15 protein-coding genes are annotated in these 19,420 nt (G+C 73.8%); 12 read left to right on the forward strand and 3 right to left on the reverse strand.

Annotated features, from left to right (window positions below; all coding sequences use genetic code 11):
- The first annotated feature begins 204 nt into the window (after positions 1-204).
- The 3 genes from AB0O36_RS34655 to AB0O36_RS34665 all read left to right on the forward strand — a co-directional run bounded on the left by AB0O36_RS34655 (position 205) and on the right by AB0O36_RS34665 (position 3,041).
- Complete coding sequence (locus tag AB0O36_RS34655; RefSeq protein ID WP_365117388.1) at positions 205-867, forward strand: trimeric intracellular cation channel family protein; 663 nt, start codon at positions 205-207, stop codon at positions 865-867.
- Between the two features lie 64 nt (positions 868-931).
- A complete protein-coding gene (locus AB0O36_RS34660; RefSeq protein ID WP_365117390.1) occupies positions 932-1,798 on the forward strand; it encodes a thioesterase family protein in 867 nt (288 codons plus the stop codon).
- A gap of 79 nt (positions 1,799-1,877) precedes the next feature.
- Entirely contained in the window at positions 1,878-3,041 is a 1,164-nt protein-coding gene (locus AB0O36_RS34665; protein WP_365117392.1) for a cysteine desulfurase family protein, read from the forward strand.
- Here the strand turns inward: AB0O36_RS34665 and AB0O36_RS34670 are convergent.
- Both AB0O36_RS34670 and AB0O36_RS34675 read right to left on the reverse strand, forming a co-directional pair.
- Positions 3,034-3,744 (reverse strand): hypothetical protein, encoded by a 711-nt coding sequence (locus AB0O36_RS34670; RefSeq protein ID WP_365117394.1) that lies wholly within the window; start codon positions 3,742-3,744, stop codon positions 3,034-3,036. The genes AB0O36_RS34665 and AB0O36_RS34670 overlap by 8 nt on opposite strands.
- An 82-nt stretch (positions 3,745-3,826) precedes the next feature.
- Positions 3,827-4,462 carry a peptidoglycan recognition family protein gene (locus AB0O36_RS34675; protein WP_365117397.1) on the reverse strand — a complete coding sequence of 212 codons (636 nt, stop codon included), beginning with the start codon at positions 4,460-4,462 and terminating at the stop codon, positions 3,827-3,829.
- Positions 4,463-4,533: 71 nt separating this feature from the next.
- Here AB0O36_RS34675 and mnmA point away from each other — a divergent pair, with 71 nt between their 5' ends.
- Entirely contained in the window at positions 4,534-5,670 is a 1,137-nt protein-coding gene (mnmA, locus tag AB0O36_RS34680; protein WP_365117400.1) for a tRNA 2-thiouridine(34) synthase MnmA, read from the forward strand.
- A gap of 57 nt (positions 5,671-5,727) precedes the next feature.
- Here the strand turns inward: mnmA and AB0O36_RS34685 are convergent, their stop codons facing one another.
- Positions 5,728-6,654 carry an NADP-dependent oxidoreductase gene (locus AB0O36_RS34685; RefSeq protein ID WP_365117402.1) on the reverse strand — a complete coding sequence of 309 codons (927 nt, stop codon included), beginning with the start codon at positions 6,652-6,654 and terminating at the stop codon, positions 5,728-5,730.
- A gap of 127 nt (positions 6,655-6,781) precedes the next feature.
- Between AB0O36_RS34685 and AB0O36_RS34690 the strand changes: the two genes are divergently transcribed.
- From AB0O36_RS34690 to AB0O36_RS34725, 8 genes are all read left to right on the forward strand, one after another.
- Positions 6,782-7,795: a helix-turn-helix domain-containing protein gene (locus AB0O36_RS34690; protein ID WP_365117404.1), complete on the forward strand. Its 1,014-nt coding sequence runs from the start codon at positions 6,782-6,784 to the stop codon at positions 7,793-7,795.
- 87 nt (positions 7,796-7,882) lie between these two features.
- Positions 7,883-11,269 carry a S8 family serine peptidase gene (locus AB0O36_RS34695; protein WP_365117405.1) on the forward strand — a complete coding sequence of 1,129 codons (3,387 nt, stop codon included), beginning with the start codon at positions 7,883-7,885 and terminating at the stop codon, positions 11,267-11,269.
- A gap of 68 nt (positions 11,270-11,337) precedes the next feature.
- Positions 11,338-11,682: a DUF1330 domain-containing protein gene (locus tag AB0O36_RS34700; RefSeq protein WP_365117406.1), complete on the forward strand. Its 345-nt coding sequence runs from the start codon at positions 11,338-11,340 to the stop codon at positions 11,680-11,682.
- A 10-nt stretch (positions 11,683-11,692) separates the two neighbouring features.
- On the forward strand, positions 11,693-12,532 hold the full coding sequence (locus tag AB0O36_RS34705) for a hypothetical protein (RefSeq protein ID WP_365117407.1): 840 nt from the start codon (positions 11,693-11,695) through the stop codon (positions 12,530-12,532).
- A gap of 103 nt (positions 12,533-12,635) precedes the next feature.
- Positions 12,636-13,325: an SDR family oxidoreductase gene (locus AB0O36_RS34710; RefSeq protein WP_365117410.1), complete on the forward strand. Its 690-nt coding sequence runs from the start codon at positions 12,636-12,638 to the stop codon at positions 13,323-13,325.
- On the forward strand, positions 13,322-14,320 hold the full coding sequence (locus tag AB0O36_RS34715; RefSeq protein WP_365117412.1) for a methionine synthase: 999 nt from the start codon (positions 13,322-13,324) through the stop codon (positions 14,318-14,320). Before AB0O36_RS34710 ends, AB0O36_RS34715 begins: the two co-directional genes overlap by 4 nt.
- A gap of 22 nt (positions 14,321-14,342) precedes the next feature.
- The gene (gene ligA, locus AB0O36_RS34720; RefSeq protein ID WP_365117414.1) at positions 14,343-16,544 is read left to right on the forward strand and encodes an NAD-dependent DNA ligase LigA; all 2,202 of its coding nucleotides are present in this window, start codon (positions 14,343-14,345) and stop codon (positions 16,542-16,544) included.
- A gap of 338 nt (positions 16,545-16,882) precedes the next feature.
- Positions 16,883-19,111 carry an EAL domain-containing protein gene (locus tag AB0O36_RS34725; protein ID WP_365117416.1) on the forward strand — a complete coding sequence of 743 codons (2,229 nt, stop codon included), beginning with the start codon at positions 16,883-16,885 and terminating at the stop codon, positions 19,109-19,111.
- Positions 19,112-19,420: the final 309 nt, after the last annotated feature.

Here is a 19,420-nt window from a genome sequence, read left to right on the forward strand (position 1 = left end):
CTGCCGCCGGGGGCGGGGGGGGGGGGGGGGGGCGGGCTGCCGCGCCCCCTGCCGCCCGCCGGGCCGCGCCCCCGCCCCCCCCCCCCCCCGCCCCGCCCCGCCGTGCCGGCCGCCCTTCCGTCCGACCGCCCTTCCGCCCGCCGCGCGGCCGCTTGTGGAGGCCCGGATTCCAGGGCCGGGCCCGGGGCGGGACACAATGGGCCAGTGCTCCACGATCTCTTCCCGCCCGGCATCCAGCACGCCCTGGACCTCGCGGGCATCTTCGTCTTCGCCACCGCCGGCGCCCTGCTGGCCGTCCGCAAGAACTTCGACGTCTTCGGCATCGCGGTCCTCGCGCTGGTGACCGCGCTCGGCGGCGGCCTCTTCCGCGACCTCGTCATCGGTGCCGTACCGCCGGCCGCCTTCGGCGAGCTCAGCTTCTTCGTCACCCCGCTGATCGCCGCGGCGATCGTCTTCTTCCTGCACCCCGAGGTCCAGCGGATCAACCAGGCCATCAACGTCTTCGACGCGGCCGGCCTCGGGCTGTTCTGCGTGACCGGCACGACCAAGGCGTACGAGTACGGCCTCGGGCTGACCGCCTCGGCGGCGCTGGGCGTGGCCACGGCCGTCGGGGGCGGCGTGCTGCGCGACGTACTCGCCAACGAGGTGCCCTCGCTGCTCCGCGACCGGGAGATGTACGCCGTACCGGCGCTGGTCGGCGCCACGATGGTCGCCCTGTTCATCGCCTTCGACGTGCTCGACACCCTGACCACGGCCATCGCGGTGGTCACCACCTTCGTCCTGCGGCTGGGCGCGATGCGCCTGCACTGGAAGGCCCCGCTGGCGTGGAACCGCCGCTCGTCGGTGAAGGAGGAGGAGGTCCCGTAGGGCGGCGGGGACCCGGGAAAGATAAAAGCTACCGCTTAGTAACCGAAGGGTGTACGGTCGCCCCATGACGCACGCAGCGGCCGGCACCAGCACCTCGGCACCCATCGGCGACAGCGAGTTCGACCGCGACACCGCCGTCACCCCGCGGGCGGACCAGCCCGGGGTGTACGACGCCGAACTCTCCGCCGGCTGGACCATCATCAGCGCGGTGAACGGCGGCTACCTGCTCGCCCTCGTCGGCCGCGCGCTCGCCGAGGCCCTGCCGCACCCCGACCCGTTCACCGTCTCCGCGCACTACCTGAGCGCGTCGGTGCCCGGCCCGGCGGTGATCCGCACCGAGGTCGTCCGCTCCGGCCGCACCCTCTCCACCGGCCAGGCCGGCCTCTTCCAGTACGACCCGGAGACCGGCGCGGAGATCGAACGCATCCGGGTCCTCGCCTCCTACGGCGACCTGGACGCCCTGCCCGACGACGTCCGCACCACCGCGGTGCCGCCGGCCATGCCCGCGTACGAGCACTGCCTCGGCGCCGAGGCCGGCCCGGCACCCATCCCCGGCAGCACCGCCATCGTGGACCGGCTCCGCCTCCGCCTGGACCCGGCGACCGCGGGCTGGGCCGTCGGCGCCCCCTCCGGCAAGGGCGACATGCGCGCCTGGTTCGAGCTCGCCGACGGCCGCGACGCCGACCCGCTGTCCCTGCTCCTCGCCGTCGACGCCCTCCCGCCGACCGCCTTCGACCTCGGCCTGGTCGGCTGGGCCCCGACGGTCGAACTGACCGCCCACGTCCGCCGCCGCCCCGCCCCCGGCCCCCTCCGCGTCTCCATCACCACCCGCAACCTGGCCGGCGGCTTCCTTGAGGAGGACGCCGAGATCTGGGACTCGGCGGACCACCTGGTCGCCCAGTCCCGCCAACTGGCCCGCGCCCCGCGCTAGGCCCCCGGGGCTCCGTGCTCCGCCCGAGGTGCGCCTGCCCGTATGGCGGGCGGGGCGGGGCCCGTAGAATCGGGGAACCATGGCCTATCTCGATCACGCCGCGACCACCCCGATGCTGCCGGAGGCGGCAGCCGCGATGACCGCCCGGTTCGGCATCACCGGAAACGCCTCCGCACTCCACGCCGCCGGCCGCCTGGCGCGGCGAACCGTCGAGGAGGGCCGCGAGGCGCTCGCCGAGGCGCTCGGCGCGCGCCCCAGCGAGGTGGTCTTCACCGCCGGCGGCACCGAGGCGGACAACCTCGCCGTCAAGGGCCTGTACTGGGCCCGCCGGGACGCCGACCCGGCCAGGACCCGGGTCCTGGCCAGCCCCGTCGAGCACCACGCCGTCCTGGACGCCGTGCACTGGCTCGCCGAGCACGAGGGCGCCACCGTCGAGTACCTGCCCGTCGACCACCACGGCCGCGTGCACCCCGACGCCCTGCGCGCCGCGATCGAGCGCAACCCCGACGACGTCGCGCTGGTCACCGTGATGTGGGCCAACAACGAGATCGGCACCGTGATGCCGGTCGCCGAACTCGCCGCGATCTGCGCCGAGTCCGGCATCCCCATGCACTCCGACGCCGTCCAGGCCGTCGGCCAGCTCGACGTCCGCTTCGCAGACTCGGGCCTCGCCGCGATGACCGTCAGCGGCCACAAGATCGGCGGCCCGTACGGCATCGGCGCCCTGCTGCTCGGCCGGGACCAGACCCCCGTACCCGTCCTGCACGGCGGCGGTCAGGAACGGCACGTCCGCTCCGGCACCCTCGACGTGCCCGCCATCGCCGCCTTCGCGGTCGCCGCACAGCTCGCCGCCGAACGGCGCGAGCAGTTCGCCGAGGAGATCGGCGCCCTGCGCGACGAGCTGATCGCCGCCGTGCGCGCCGCCGTCCCCGACGCGGTCCTCGGCGGCGACCCGGACGACCGGCTCCCGGCCAACGCCCACTTCAGCTTCCCCGGCTGTGAGGGGGACTCCCTCCTCCTGCTCCTCGACGCCCAGGGCATCGCCTGCTCCACCGGATCGGCGTGCACCGCGGGCATCGCCCAGCCCAGCCACGTCCTGCTCGCCACCGGCACGGACCCGGACCTGGCGCGGGGCACCCTCCGCTTCTCCCTGGGGCACACCTCGACCAAGGAGGACGTGGCCGCCCTGGCCGCCGCCATCGGCCCGGCCGTCGAACGCGCCCGCACCGCCGGACTCAGTTGAGGCTGGACAGCTCCACGGACTCGGCCTTGGTCGGGGTCTTCGCCGGCACCGGCTTGTCGTAGTCGGAGAAGGTGGCCTTGCCCTTCTGGCCGGCCTTGGTCCCCTCGATCCGGAGCAGGTACGGCTTGCCCTCCGTGGCCACGTAGTACGTGGTGCTCTCGGCCCCGGTACGGCTCGTCGCCGTGACCGCGGGCTTGCCGTCGACCTTCGTCTCGACGCCCTTCTCCGGCTTGCCGACGAGCGGCTTGGACACGTACGCGTCCTGGAAGACGGACAGGTCGCAGACCTCCGCGAAATCACGGAGCTCCGGGTTGCCCGCGTTGCCGTGGATCCAGCGGCCGTTGATCACCTCGGCGGCGTCCTGTCCGGCCGGGCCGGGCATCTGGGCCTGGAGGAACTTCGCGTCCGGCTTCAGCCACACGTCCTGACCGCGCTTGACGAGCTCCGCCCGGCCGGCGTTCCCGGGCGGGGTGACGGTGCCCGTGCAATTGCCGTCCACGTCGAAATGGAGGTCCAGCCCGGTGGTCCCCGATGCCTCCACGACCTGTGCCACCATCCGCACGGACTTGGCGTCGACGAGCGTCTGCCGGCCCTTCTCGATGATCACCCGAGGGGGATCGTCCTCGATCCCGTTCCCGTGCGGGGCTGCGAACCCCACCAGCAGGGCGCCCACACCCAGCGCCACTCCCGCGAACCCGGTCATCGCCTCACCTCCGGCCTGGAGCGGGCCACACGTTCAGCCTAGGCGGGGGGAGCGGAGCCCGCAGTCCCGGCCGGACGCCCGCTCAGTCGGAGCCGTTCCGGTCGACCTCCGCCCGTACGAGGCGCAGGTAGCGGTCCCAGTCCCAGTGCGGGCCCGGGTCGGTGTGATCGGCCCCGGGGACCTCGCTGTGGCCGAGGATGTGCCTCCGGTCCGGGCGGATCCCGTACTGCTTGCATATCCGCGCGGCCAGCCGCGCGGAGGACGCGTACATCGCGGCCGTGAAGTCCTGCGGCCGGTCCACGAACCCGACGTGCTCGATGCCGATGCTCCGCTCGTTCATCGAGCGGTTCCCCGCGTGGTACGCCACGTCCAGCTCGCGCACCATCTGCTCGATGTGCCCGTCCTGCCGCACGATGTAGTGCGCCGACGCCTTGTGGAAGGGGTTCTTGAACGCGTCCACCGACGACTTGAAGCCGCCCTGCGTGACGTGCACCACGATCCTGTCCACCGGATAGTCGTCCGGCCGGTCCGCGAGCCGCCAGTTCGCCGGGGAGGCGCCCGTCCAGTTCGCCCCCGGCTGGTCCAGCTCGCCCTCCTTGCGGGGCTTGGACACCCCCGGGAGCAGCCAGTACCCGCGCTCGATCTCCTCCCGGCCGGCCACCGCCGCCGCAGCGAGCACGCCGAGCCCGCCCAGCAGCACGACCCGTCTGGTCCTCATGGCCCTCATCCCCTCCCCGCCCGAGAACGCACGGAAGCCGCGCCCGGTTCCCGCGTACTCTGGATGGCGCTATGACTGACACCCTGCCGCGCACCACCCGCCCACTCCGCGTCCTGGCTGCCATGTCCGGCGGCGTGGACTCCGCCGTCGCCGCCGCCCGCGCGGTCGAAGCCGGGCACGACGTGACCGGCGTCCACCTGGCGCTCTCCGCGAACCCGCAGTCCTTCCGGACCGGCGCGCGCGGCTGCTGCACGATCGAGGACTCCCGCGACGCCCGCCGCGCCGCGGACGTGATCGGCATCCCCTTCTACTGCTGGGACCTCGCCGAGCGCTTCCGCGAGGACGTGGTCGAGGACTTCATCGCCGAGTACGAGGCCGGACGCACCCCCAACCCGTGCCTGCGCTGCAACGAGAAGATCAAGTTCGCGGCGCTGCTGGACAAGGCCCTCGCCCTGGGCTTCGACGCGGTCTGCACCGGCCACTACGCGACGGTCGTGCTGAACGAGGACGGCTCGCGCGAACTGCACCGCGCCTCCGACATGGCCAAGGACCAGTCGTACGTGCTCGGTGTGCTCGACGAGCGGCAGCTCGCCCACGCGCTCTTCCCGCTCGGCGACACGGTCACCACCAAGGAGGAGATCCGCGCCGAGGCCGAAGCCCGCGGCCTGGCCGTGGCGAAGAAGCCCGACAGCCACGACATCTGCTTCATCGCCGACGGCGACACCCAGGGCTTCCTGGCCAAGCGGCTGGGCAAGGCGGAGGGCGACATCGTCGACGAGGAGGGCAACCGGCTCGGCTCGCACGACGGCGCGTACGGCTTCACCATCGGCCAGCGCAAGGGCCTGCGCATCGGGCACCCGGCCCCCGACGGCAAGCCGCGCTACGTCCTGGACATCTCCCCGGTGAACAACACCGTCACGGTCGGCCCGGTCGAGTCCCTCGACGTCACCGGCCTGACCGCGATCAAGCCCCGCTGGTGCGGTTCCACCCCCGCGGCCCCGGGCACGTACACCGCGCAGCTGCGCGCCCACGGCGGCGAGACCGAGGTCTTCGCCGAGGTCGTGGACGGCGAAGTGAGGGTGCGCTTCACCGAGCCGGTCCGGGGCGTCGCCCCCGGCCAGGCGATCGTCCTCTACGACGGCACCCGCGTGGTCGGCTCCGCCACCATCGCCTCGACCGTCCGCGCCGGCGCCACGACCCCGGCCTGACCGGCCGCCCCCGCCGTCCGGCGTCGGCGGGGGCGGTACACAGGACGGACGGGTCCGTCAGACGACGGACAGGACGATCTTGCCCGTGGTGCGGCCGCGCTCGCCGATCTCGTGGGCCTTCGCGGCCTCGGCCAGCGGCAGCACGGTGTCGACGACCGGCTTCAGGGCGCCCCGCTCCACCAGCGCGGCGATCTCGCGCAGGCCCAGGTGGTCCGGCTCGACCAGGACCCACTGCGCCCGCACGCCCTCCGGCGTCGCGGCGGGGACGTCGTCCGGGCCGGGCAGGGTGATCAGCCGGCCGCCGTCCCGGAGCACCTTCAGGGAGCGCTCGGCGTTCTCCCCGCCCATGCCGTCCAGCACCACGTCCACGTCGGAGACGACGTCCTCGAAGCGCACCTCGCGGTAGTCGACCACCTCGTCCGCGCCCAGCTCCCGGACCAGGTCGTGCTTGGCGGCGCTGGCCGTGCCGATCACGTACGCGCCGCGGGCCTTGGCGATCTGCACCGCGAAGTGGCCGACGCCGCCGGCCGCCGCGTGCACCAGCACCCGCTCGCCGGGCCGCACGTCCGCCGCGTCCACCAGGGCCTGCCAGGCGGTCAGCGCGGCCAGCGGCAGGGCCGCGGCCTCCACGTGGGTCAGGCCGGCCGGCTTGGGGGCGAAGTGCCGCGCCGGGGCCACCACGTACTCGGCGTAGCCGCCCGCCTGGCGCGGGAACAGCGGCATCCCGTAGACCTCGTCACCGGGCCGGAACGCGCTCACGCCGGGTCCGACGGCCTCCACCGTGCCGGAGACGTCCCAGCCGACCACCGGAACCTCGCCCCACGCGATGAGGCCGCCACTGGCGCGCACCTTCCAGTCCACCGGGTTGACGCCGGCCGCGTGCACCCGGACCAGGACCTCGTTCAGGCCGGGCTCCGGGCGCTCGACCTCGCGCTCGACCAGGGTCTCGGGTCCGCCCCACTGCTCCACGACCACTGCACGCATGATGTCCGCCTCGTTTCCGTTCCGTTTTCGGCTGCGACCGGGTGTCTCCCGGCGACGTCGTCAACGATCCGGCAGCACGGCCCGTCATGGTGTTGGCCGTTTGGCCACTGTGTGACAGGATCTGGCCATGGGTGAAATGTGTGGAAAGCAGACGGACCGGCCGCACCGGATCGCGGTGCTCGCCCTGCCCGGAGTGCCGCCCTTCGAGCTCGGCATCCCCTCCCGGGTCTTCGGCAGCGCCGTGGACGACGGGGGCCGCCCGCTGTACGAGGTCACCGTCTGCACCGCCGACGGCGCCCCGGTGCTCAGCGACGCCGGCTTCACCGTGCAGCCCGCGGCCGGCCCCGAGGCCCTCGCCGGGGCCGACACCGTGATCCTCCCGCCCACCCACGCCATGCCCGAGCTGGGCCGCGGCGGCCCGCTGCCGCCCGAGGTCACCGCCGCCATCGCCGGGATCCGGCCCGGCACCCGGCTGGTGTCCATCTGCACCGGGTCCTACGTGCTCGCCGCGGCCGGACTGCTCGACGGGCGCCCGGCCACCACCCACTGGAACCTGGCCCCGGAGTTCCGCAGCGCCTACCCCCGGGTCAAGGTCGACGAGGACGTCCTGTTCGTCGACGACGGCGACGTCCTCACCTCCGCGGGCGTGGCCGCCGGAGTCGACCTGTGCCTGCACATGATCCGCCGCGACCACGGGGCGGCCGTCGCCAACCGGGCCGCCCGGATGTGCGTCGTACCGCCCTGGCGGGACGGCGGGCAGGCGCAGTACATCGACCGCCCGGTCCCCGAACCCACCGTCGCGAGCACCACCGCCACCCGGGCCTGGGCCCTGGAGCACCTTGGCGAGCCGCTCTCCCTCGACCGGCTCGCCGAGCACGCCCGGATGAGCCTGCGCTCCTTCACCCGCCGGTTCCGCGACGAGGCCGGCATGACCCCGGTGCAGTGGCTCACCGCCCAACGGCTCGAACTCGCCAAGCAGTTGCTGGAAACCACGGACCTGCCCGTCGACCTCGTCGCGCACCGGGCCGGCTTCGGTTCCGCAAACTCCCTGCGTGCGCACATGAGGACCTCCTTCGGGGTGTCCCCGGCCGCCTACCGCCGCACCTTCAGCCCCAACAGCACTGTTCAGACACATGGTTGATCGCACGTCAGACCCCGGGTGATACTGCGGGCCCGCCGAGCGAGATCCGCCCGGCGGGCGAACGCCTCATTTCCAGGGGGAATTGACGTGCGCACACGCAGGAACCGGCGGAAAGGGGCGGCTGCGTTAGCGGTCACCGCCGCCCTCGCACTCGCGGCGGGCCTGACCACACCCGCCTCCGCCACACCCGCCTCCGCCACACCCGCACCCGGGCCCTCCGGCGCCGGGCAGCAGCACGAGCCCGGCCGGAAGGGCCCCGTCCAGATCACGCTGATCACCGGGGACCGCGTGACGGCCGACGACCGGGGCCGCCCGATCGCCTTCGCCGCCGCCAAGGGCCGCGAGAAGATACCCGTGTCGGTCCGGACGGCCCACGGCCGCACCAGCGTCGTGCCGTTCGACGCACAGCGGCTGATCGACGAGGGCCGGCTGGACGCCCGGCTGTTCGACGTCACCGAGCTCGGCAGCTCCGCGTACCGCGCCCGGGGCGACCGGCTCCGGCTGATCGTCCGCTACGAGGGCGGCTCCGCCCCCGCAGCCAAGGCCGTCCTGCGCTCCACCGGCGGCCTCCACGTCGACCGGACCCTCGCCTTCCTGGGCGCCGAGGCGGTCAGCGCGGACGCCGGGCGCGCCGCCGCACTCTGGGAGGCCCTCACCGACCGGCGCACCGGCGCACAGCGCACCGCCGCCCCCGGCATCGCCACGGTCTGGCTCGACGGCATCCGCACGGCCACCCTCGACAAGAGCACCCGGCAGATCGGCGCCGACAAGGCGTGGGCGGCCGGATACGACGGCAAGGGCGTGAAGATCGCGGTGCTGGACACCGGGATCGACGCCACCCACCCCGACCTCGCCGGGCAGGTGATCGGCGCGCAGGACTTCTCCGGCTCGGGCAGCCCCGCCGACCGCTTCGGCCACGGAACCCACGTCGCCTCCATCGCGGCCGGTACGGGCGCCAAGACGGGCGGCAGGTTCAAGGGCGTCGCCCCCGGAGCCAAGCTGCTCAACGGCAAGGTCCTCGACGACAACGGCTCCGGTGCCGACTCGGGCATCCTGGCCGGCATGGAGTGGGCCGTCACCCAGGGTGCCCAGGTGGTCAACCTCAGCCTCGGCGGACCCGACGGCCCCGACATCGACCCGCTCGAAGCCGCCGTCAACAAGCTCTCCGCCGAGAAGGGCGTGCTCTTCGCCATCTCCGCGGGCAACAGCGGCCCGTCCGCGACCGGCACCATCGGCTCCCCGGGCAGCGCCGACGCCGCCCTCACCGTCGGCGCCGTCGACGACGCGGACGTCCTCGCGCGGTTCTCCTCCACCGGCCCCCGCACCGGCGACGGCGCCGTCAAACCGGACGTCACCGCCCCGGGCGTGGACATCACCGCGGCCGCGGCCCCGGGCAGCGTCATCGAACGCGAGGTCGGCCAGAACCCGGCCGGCTACCTCACCATCTCCGGTACCTCCATGGCCGCCCCGCACGCCGCCGGAGCCGCCGCGCTCCTCAAGCAGCAGAACCCGCAGCGGACCGGCGCCGAGCTCAAGGGCATCCTGACCGCCTCGACCAAGCCGGGCGCGTACACGGCGTTCGAGCAGGGCAGCGGCCGGATCGCGGTGGACCGGGCGCTGGCCCAGTCGGTCGTCGCCGAGCCGGTCTCGCTGGGCTTCACCGGACAGCCCTGGCCGCACCACGACGACACCCCTCAGAAGAAACGTCTCAGCTACCGGAACCTGGGCAACGCCCCGGTCACCCTCGCCCTGTCCGTCACCGTCACCGGCCCCGACGGCAAGCCCGCCCCGGCCGGCTTCCTCGCCTTCGACGCGCCCAAGGTGACCGTTCCGGCCGGCGGCACCGCCTCCGTCGGGCTCACCCTGAACACCAAGCTGGGCTCGGTGGACGGCAGGTACGCGGCGTACGCGGTGGCGACCGCCCCCGGTGGGCAGGCCGTCCGTACCGCCGTGGCCGCCGAGCGCGAGGTCGAGTCCTACGACCTGACCCTCAAGCACATCGGCCGGGACGGAAAGCCCGCCAAGGACTACGGCACCACCCTCGTGGGACTCGCGGCCGACGGCCGGCGCGCCGACTTCCACAACGGTTCCGGGTCGGAGACCGTCCGCGTCCCCAAGGGCCGCTACCTGCTCAACGCGAGCATCGTCGCCGATCCCGCCGACCTCTCCAAGGGCGTCGACTGGATCACCCAGCCCGGCCTCGACCTCACCCGCGACACCACGGTGAACCTCGACGCGCGCACCACCAAGCCCGTCGACATCACCGTGCCCTCCCGCAATGCCGTCATGGGCTTCGCCATGCCGAGCTACACCCTGACCGAGGGCGAGATGGGGTACGGATTCGGCTGGTTCCTCGACTCGTACGCCCCGTTGCGCACCCGCAGCCTGGGACCGGACGCGGCGCCCGGCACCCTGAGCCAGCAGTGGGACGCCCACTGGCGGGACGGGGACGACGAGGAGTACCACGCGGCACTCGGCGGCACGGTGAAGCGCCTGGCCACCGGCTACACCCGGCACCTGAAGGCGTCCGACCTGGCCACGGTCGTGGTGGAACAGGGCGCCTCCGCGCCCGGCAAGAAGGGCGCGGCGTACGCCACCGGCTGGATCCCCGGCGGCTCCGGCGGGAGCTCCCTGTCCAGCCAACGCCCGCTGCCGGCCACGGTGACGATGCACCTGTCCGCGGTCGACGGGGCGAAGTGGGACCTCGGGGCCTTCCAGTCCGGCGGGGCCGACGAGAACGGCTTCCCGATCGACGAGACCCACCACCGGACCGACCGCCCGACGGCCTACCAGGCCGGCACCACCCACAAGGAGCGCTTCGGCGGGGCCGTGGCCGGTCCGCGCGTCGACGCAGCCGCAGGGCTCACCCTCTACCGCAAGGGCGACGAGCTGTTCGGCACGCTGCCGCTGCTGGCCGACGGCGCCGGGCACGACGGCAGGGACTTCCTCGCCAAACCGAAGACCGTGCTGTACCGCAACGGCGCCGTCGTCGGCAGCCAGGACGCCGAGCTCGCGGACACCATGCCCTTCCACGTCCCCTCCGCCGCGGGCTCGTACAAGCTGGTCGCCCAGACCACCCGGCCGGCCGCGGTGTCCCGTACGTCCGCCAAGGTGACGGCGACCTGGTGGTTCCGCTCCGCGACCACCCCGGCCGGGGAACCCACCCCGCTGCCGGCCTCGGCCGTCCGCTTCACGCCCGACCTGACCCTCACCGGCACCTCCCCGGCCGGCCGCACGGTCCGCGTCCCGGTCACCGTCCAGGGCGCCGCGGCCACCGGGAAGGCCCTGAAGTCCCTGACCGTGTCCGTCTCCTACGACGACGGCTACACCTGGAGGGAACTGCCCGTGCAGGGCGGTGCGGTGCAGGTGAGGAACCCGGCCGCGGGCGGCCACGTCTCGCTGCGCGGCACGGTGGTCGACACCGCCGGCAACAAGTCCGAAGTCGCCGTCACCCGCGCGTACTTCACCGACTGACGCACAACGGCCCGGCATGACCCCGGAGGTAATCGACTCCGGGGTCGTGCCCCGGGCATGATCGGCCCATGACCGCATACGCGATAGGCATCATCCGGCCCGAGACCATGAACGAGGACATCCTCCGCTACATCGAGGAGATCCAGTCCACGATGGACCCCTTCGGCGGCCGCTTCCTCGTGCACGGCAGCCAGGCCGAGGTCCTGGAGGGCACCTTCCCCTCCCAGCTCGTCGTCATCGGCTTCCCCGACATGGAGACGGCCCGCGCCTGGTACGCCTCCGACGCCTACCAGGCCATCATCCCGCTGCGCGCCGACCACATCGCCGGCGAGATCCTGCTGGTCGACGGCGTCCCGCCGGGCTACGACGCCACGAAGACCGCCGCCGCCCTCCGCGAAGCCGCGGGCCTGTAGGGCGCAGCACGTGTCCGACCCGGTCGCCTATGCCTTCGTCGGCCCGGACGGCTGCCGCTGGACCGGCGACGAGTGGGGTGCCATCGGCTTCGACCTCGAACTCCTCCTCGCCGGCCCCGGCGTCCTGCTGCCCCGGCTGCAGCGCCGGGCCGACGAGCCGCACCCGCCGCGCGACGACGACTCCGTCGCGGCGGGCGTCCTGCTGGACCCCGCCCGCAAGGTCCTGCTCACCTTCGCCTGGGAGGCCGCCGCCGTCGACCCGCGGACCCGGGCGGCCGTGTTCGAGCTGCTCGCCGAGGCGTGGCCCGGCTGGCGCATCGAGTGGTCCTACGACGGCCAGACCGGCCTGCGCCGCCACGCCGGCCTGGACCCCGACGACGACCGCGGCCTCGCCGTGCCGGCCCTGCCGTGCCCGGCGCTCGGCCCCGGGGAGAAGCGTGCCGAGGACGACCCGTACGTCACGGTGGTGACCGTCGGCACCGAGGGGTGCCATCTGCTCGCGGCGGTCAGCGACCACCCGGCCGCCGAAGGCCCGGCCCTGCTCGACCGGCTGGCCGCAGCCCCCGGCCACGGCCGCCGCCACGGGTGCGCGGAGGCCGGCCTGCACGTGGATCCGGAACGGCGGCGGGTGGGCTGGTGGCTGACCGGGGCCGAGGCCCTCGCCCACCGGGTGCCCGGCCGGTGGCCCGGCTGGACGGTGGAGTTCTGGGAGGACGACTGGACGCGGCACGAGCGGGTGTCGGCGGGCCGGTTCGCGCAGCCGCCCGCCGACCGCGCCGCCGCGCGGGCCGCCGTACGCGAGGCGGTCCGCCGGCAGCGGGCGGCCCCGCGGCCGGACACCCTCCGGTAGGAGCGGCCGACAGGCCGGACATCCGTCCCGGCCCAGCCCGGCGGCGGGCGGCGGCCGGCCGGTGGCTGCCGGGCCGGGGGCGGAGGGGTGCGAGCATGGGCGCATGCCTACTCACCTGATCACCGGCGCCGGCTCCGGCATCGGCGCCGCCGTCGCCGCCCGCCTGCACGCCCGCGGCGACGAGCTCATCCTGCTGGCCCGCGACGCCGCCCGCGGCAAGGAGCTCACCGCCCGCTACCCGGGATCGCGGGCGCTGGTCGCCGACCTCGCCGACCCCGACCGGATCTCCTGGGCCTTCTCCCACCAGGCGCTCCCCGACCGGCTGGACTCCCTGCTGCACATCGCCGGGATCGTGGACCTCGGACCGGTCGGCGAGCTGCGCCCCAAGACCTGGCACCAGCAGCTCAACGTGAACCTGATCGCCCCCGCCGAGATCACCAGGCTGCTGCTCCCCTCGCTGCGGGCCGGCCAGGGCCAGGTCGTCTTCGTCAACTCCGGGGCCGGACTGACCGCCCACCCCGACTGGAGCGCGTACGCCGCCTCCAAGCACGGACTCAAGGCCCTCGCCGACTCGCTGCGCGGCGAGGAGAAGCCCAACGGCGTGCGGGTCACCTCCGTCTACCCCGGCCGCACCGCCACCCCGATGCAGGCCAAGGTGCACTCCCAGGAGGGCAAGGAGTACGACCCGGAGGCCTGGATCGACCCGGAGTCCGTGGCCACCACCGTCCTGATGGCCGTCGACCTGCCGCGCGACGCCGAGGTCAACGACCTGACCGTACGGCCGGGGCGATGAGCACGACGCACCCCGGCGGAGGCGCCACCGGCATCGGCTCGATGCCCGGCGGGGACGCCCGGGAGGCCGCCAAGACGGTGACCGGCTCCTTCGAGGACTTCGTGTACCTGCCGGAGCTGCCCGCCCGCGGCCCCGGCGCCGACATGATCGGCCGTTCCCTCGGCCTGCTCGTCGACCTGTACGCGCACGTCGAGCCCAGCGGCTGGCGGATCAGCGACCGGCCCGGCCGGGACACCCGGCGCGCCCGGTCCTGGCTCGGCGAGGACCTCGACGCCCTGGAGGAGTTCACCCAGGGCTATCAGGGGCGGCTGAAGGTGCAGGCCGTCGGGCCGTGGACGCTGGCCACCGCCCTGGAGCTGCACGGCGGCGAGGCGGTCCTCCAGGACCCGGGCGCCTGCCGGGACCTCGCCGGATCCCTGGCCGAGGGGCTCCGCAACCACCTGGCCGACGTGCGCAAGCGGGTGCCCGGCGCCGAGATCGTGCTGCAGTTCGACGAACCCTCCCTCACCGCCGTGCTCCAGGGGCGGGTGCGGACCGCGAGCGGCTACCGCACCTACCGGGCCGTGGACCGGCAGGTGGTCGAGAGCGCGCTGCGGGACCTCTTCGCCGTCCACGACGGGGCCGTGACCGTCCACTCCTGCGCGCCCGCGGTGCCCTTCGCGCTGCTGCGGCGGGCGGGCGCCACGGGGGTTTCGTTCGATTTCTCGCTGCTCACCGAGCGCGAGGACGACGCCATCGGCGAGTCGGTGGAGGCCGGCCTGAAACTCTTCACCGGAGTGGTGCCGGGCACCGACACCGCGTTGTCGGACCCTGCCGGTAGCGTCATGGGTGTCAGGAAGCTTTGGCGCAGGTTGGGGCTGTCCCCGGGGACTCTCGCCGAGTCCGTGGTGGTCACCCCTTCGTGCGGTCTGGCGGGCGCCTCGCCCGCCTACGCCCGTGCGGCCCTGGCCCACTGCGCCAGGGCGGCGAGGTCGCTCGCCGACAACCCTGAGTGACGGACCCACGGGAGGACGGGGCATGGCAGCCGAACAGCAGGAGACGGTACCGGCGGAGGTGCGCGAGCAGCACCGACTCCTGGCCGAGCAGGTCGAGGAGCACCGCTTCCGGTACTACGTGAAGGACCAGCCGGTCGTCAGCGACGCCGAGTTCGACAAGCTGCTGCGCTCCCTGGAGGCGCTGGAGGGGCAGTACCCGGAGCTGCGCACGCCCGACTCGCCCACCCAGAAGGTGGCCGGGGCGTACGAGACGGACTTCGCGTCCGTCGAGCACCGCGAGCGGATGATGTCCCTCGACAACGCCTTCGACGAGGAGGAGCTCTCGGCCTGGGCCGACCGGGTCACCCGGGACGTGGGCTCCTCGGTGTTCCACTTCCTGTGCGAGCTCAAGGTGGACGGCCTCGCCGTCAACCTCACCTACGAGAACGGCCGGCTCACCCGGGCCGCCACCCGCGGCGACGGACGCACCGGCGAGGACATCACGCCGAACGTGCGGACGATCACCGAGATCCCGCACCGCCTCCGGGGCGACCGGGTCCCGGAGCTGGTGGAGATCCGCGGCGAGGTCTTCTTCCCGATGGAGAAGTTCGAGGAGCTCAACGCCCGGCTGGTCGAGGCCGGGGACAAGCCCTTCGCCAACCCGCGCAACGCCGCGGCCGGCTCACTGCGGCAGAAGGATCCCAAGGTCACGGCGACCCGCCCGCTGCACATGGTGGTGCACGGCCTCGGCGCCCGCGAGGGCTTCGACATCGGCCGGCTCTCCGAGGCGTACGAACTCCTGCACGAGTGGGGCCTGCCCACCGCCCGGCACAACCGCGTGGTCGGCACCCTGGCGGAAGTCCGGTCCTTCATCGAGCACTTCGGGGAGAACCGGCACTCGGTCGAGCACGAGATCGACGGCGTGGTCGTCAAGCTGGACCAGATCCCGCTGCAGGGCCGGCTGGGCTCCACGGCGCGCGCCCCGCGCTGGGCGATCGCCTGGAAGTACGCGCCGGAGGAGGTCAACACCAAGCTCATCGACATCAAGGTGGGCGTCGGCCGCACCGGCCGGGTCACCCCGTACGCGCAGGTGGAGCCGGTGACGGTGGCCGGCTCCGAGGTGGAGTTCGCCACCCTGCACAACCAGGACGTGGTCAAGGCCAAGGGCGTGCTCATCGGGGACACCGTGGTGCTGCGCAAGGCCGGCGACGTCATCCCCGAGATCCTCGGGCCGGTGGTGGACCTGCGGGACGGCACCGAACGGGAGTTCGTGATGCCGGCGCAGTGCCCGGAGTGCGGCACGGCGCTGCGGCCCATGAAGGAGGGGGACATCGACCTCCGCTGTCCGAACGGGCGGACCTGTCCGGCCCAGCTGCGCGAGCGCCTGTTCTACCTCGTCGGGCGGTCCAGCCTGGACATCAAGAACTTCGGCTACGTCGCTTCCGCGGCCCTCACCCAGCCGCTGGAGCCCGCGGAGCCGCCGATGGCGAACGAGGGCGACCTGTTCGACCTGACGCTGGAGCAGCTCCTGCCCATCACCTCCTACGTCCGTGACCAGGACTCCGGCCAGCCCAAGATCGACCCGAAGACCGGTGAGCCCAAGGTGGTCACCTTCTTCGCCAACAAGCAGGGTGAGGCCAAGTCCAACACCGTGGCCATGCTGGCCAACATCGAGGAGGCCAAGTCCCGTCCGCTCGCCCGGATCATCAACGGCCTGTCGATCCGTCACGTCGGGCCCGTCGCCGCGGCCGCACTGGCCCGCGAGTTCCGCTCCATCGAGCGGATCGAGCAGGCCACCGAGGAGGAGCTGGCCGCCACCGACGGCGTGGGGGCCATCATCGCCGCCTCCGTCAAGGAGTGGTTCGCGGAGGACTGGCACCAGGAGATCCTGCGCAAGTGGCGGGCCGCCGGCGTGCGGATGGAGGAGGAGAGCACCGGCGAGGAGGAGGGGCCCCGTCCGCTGGAGGGCCTCACCGTGGTGGTCACCGGCACTTTGCAGAACCACACCCGGGACGGCGCCAAGGAGGCCCTGCAGAGCCGGGGTGCGAAGGTGACGGGCTCGGTCTCGAAGAAGACCTCCTTCGTGGTGGTCGGCGAGAACCCGGGGTCGAAGTACGACAAGGCCGTGCAGCTGAAGCTGGCGGTGCTGGACGACGCCGGCTTCGAAGTCCTGCTGGCGGACGGCCCGGACGCGGCGCGGAAGGCGGCCCTGCCGGTGGACGACGCGCCCGCCGCGGGGGAGTGAACGTGAACGGGTGAGTGGCGAAGGCGAACGGATGCGTGGTGTGCGGCCGTACGGGCGGGCGCACGCCGGGCGCGGAACCGGGTGGCAAACGGCTGGTTGAGGGCTGGTCACAGGCCGGTGACCTGTCGGATCATCGGGCGGGTGACAAGGGGGTCCTGGTCCAATCTCACCCGTTCGGCGGATACCGTACTGATGAGGATGGCTGGGTCGCATTCGGGCAACCACCGCCGACCGCTGCCCCTGGGAGCCTCCTGCGTCCTACTGTTGAGGGGTGCGTCTGTCGTGCACGGCTGCGTGGTGCGATTCCAGCCGTGATGGCATGACTCCGAGGCCATCGCGTGGCATCGGCATCGCCGGCTGTGAGAGGGACGGGCATGAAATCCACCGAAAGCGCCGACCCGTCACCTGATTTCGGCGGCGGGGAGCTCCCGTCCCTGCGGACGGGCCGCTTCGCCCTGCCGCTGTCGAGGATCCGGGGCAACCGCCCGCCGGGCGCCGCCGCGGGCAGCGGGCCGCTCGCCCCGCCCGGGCGCCGTGCCGCCCTCCCGCTCGCCATCGTCGGCCTGGCCGCCGCACTGCTCGTCACCGGCGTGGCCGGGGTGCTGACCGACCGTCAGGCCCTGTTCCCCGGCGGCAGCGCGGGCTGGGCGCTGGCCGTGCTCGCCGGAATCCTCGTCGGCAACCTGGTGGCCCTGGGCCGGGACCGCTGGTGGGGCGGCACCGGCTCCGGCGCGGCGCTCACCCTCGGCGTGCTCATCCTCTACGGCTGGGTCCCCGCCGGGCTGGTCGCGCTGGCCGTGGCCGGACTGGTCGGAGCGGCCCGGCGGCAGCGCTGGCGCCAGGGACTGCTGCACGCCTCGGTGGACGTCCTGGGCATCGGCGCCGGCGCGCTCGCCCTCGCCGTCTTCGGCGAGACCCCCAGCGTGGAGTCCCCCTGGGGGCCGGACGACTGGGGGCCCTCGGCCGTCCCCGCGGTGGCCCTGGCGGCCGTCGGCTATCTGCTGGTGACCAGGCTGCTGCTGTGGTTCTCCGTGGTCCCGCGCGGCGGCGGGCTGCCCACCATCGCCCGCACGGCCCTGCTGCGGCAGGCGCTGGTCGCCGTCGCCCTGCTCGGCATCGCCCCGCTGATCTGCGTGGTCGCGGTCACCCAGCCGGTGCTGCTGCCGCTGTTCTCGATCCCGCTGATCGCCCTCGACTCCACCCTGTGGATCGCCCGGGCGCGGGCCGAGGAACAGCTGAAGGACCCGCTGACCGGACTGCCCAACCGGCAGTGGCTGCTGGAGCGCACCTGGACCGCCCTGGACGAGGCTGAACGTTTGGGCACCCGGTCGGCTCTTCTGCTGATCGACCTGGACCGGTTCCGCGCCGTCAACGACACGCTGGGCCATCTGGCGGGGGACCGCCTGCTCCTCCAGATCTCCGAACGGCTCCGCCGTGCCCTCCCCGGGGCGGCCGAGGCGGCCCGGCTCGGCGGTGACGAGTTCGCCGTCCTCCTGCCCACCACCGACTCCACCACCAGCGCCCAGCGGGTCGCCCGCCACCTGGTGGCCGAGCTCAGCTCACCCCTCGACCTCGACGGCCTCACCCTGGTCCTGGAGGCCAGTGCCGGCCTCGCCGTCTTCCCCGACCACGCGCTCGACGCGGAGGGCCTCCTCCGGCGCGCCGACGTCGCCATGTACCAGGCCAAGCGCGACCGTACGGGCGTGGAGGTCTACGAATCGAAGCGGGACAGCAACACCCCGGACCGCCTCGGCCTCCTGGGCGACCTCCGCCGGGCCCTCGACATGGGCGAGGTGGAACTCCACTACCAGCCGAAGGTCCGCTTCGACGGCCAGGTCGCCGGCCTGGAGGCGCTGGTCCGCTGGGTCCACCCGGAGCGCGGCCGGGTCCCCCCGGACGAGTTCATCTCGATCGCCGAGACCTCCGGGCTCATGCCCCACCTCACCGAGTACGTCCTGGAGACCGCCCTGGCCCAGGTCGCCCGCTGGCGTGCGCAGGGCCTGAAGGTCCCCGTCGCGGTCAACGTCTCCCCGCGCGACGTCCACACCCCCGGCTTCGCCGGCGCCGTCGCCGCCCGGCTGGCCCGCCACGGGGTGCCGGCGGGCGCCCTCCAGCTCGAAATAACGGAACACGTCCTGCTCGAAGACCCCCAGCGGGCGGCGGACACCATGGCGGGCCTGACCGGCCACGGCGTGAAGATGTCCCTGGACGACTTCGGCACGGGCTACTCCTCGCTCGTCCACCTGCGCCGGCTCCCGGTCAGCGAACTGAAGATCGACCGATCGTTCGTCGCCCGGCTGGCGGTGGACGCCCAGGACGCGGAGATCGTCCGCTGCACGGTCGACCTGGCGCACAGCCTGGGCCTGCTGGTCGTGGCGGAGGGCGTGGAGGACGACGAGACGTGGGAACGCCTCCGGGACCTGGGCTGCGACGCGGTGCAGGGCTGGCTGGTCGCCGCGGCGATGCCCCCGCAGGAGGCCACCGCGTGGCTCCTCGCCCGCGGCGAACGCGGCTGGCGCCGCCCGGCCGACATCACCGCGGAGCTGACCGACACCCCGGCCCCCTAGCGGGCCCGGCCCCGCCCGGCCCCCAGCGGGCCGAGCCCCACTCCCGGCCCCTACCGGGCCCGCCCCGGTCTCCGCTGCGCGGAACATCGCCCCTCCCCGCCCCTTCCCGAAACCGGGGCTCTGCCCCGGATGCCCCGGACCCCCTTCTTCGCCTGCGGGCCGGTGGGGGCCGGTCGCGCAGTTCCCCGCGCCCCTGGGCAGCGCCCGTGAAGCGGGGTCTGGGGCCGCAGGCCACAGTTTCGGGAAGGGGCGGGGAGGGGAAACAAACCCGCGCAGCGGCACAGCCGACAGGCCGCGCAGCAGCTGCGC

Source organism: Streptomyces sp. NPDC089799 (genome assembly GCF_040684755.1).
Lineage (GTDB): Bacteria > Actinomycetota > Actinomycetes > Streptomycetales > Streptomycetaceae > Streptomyces.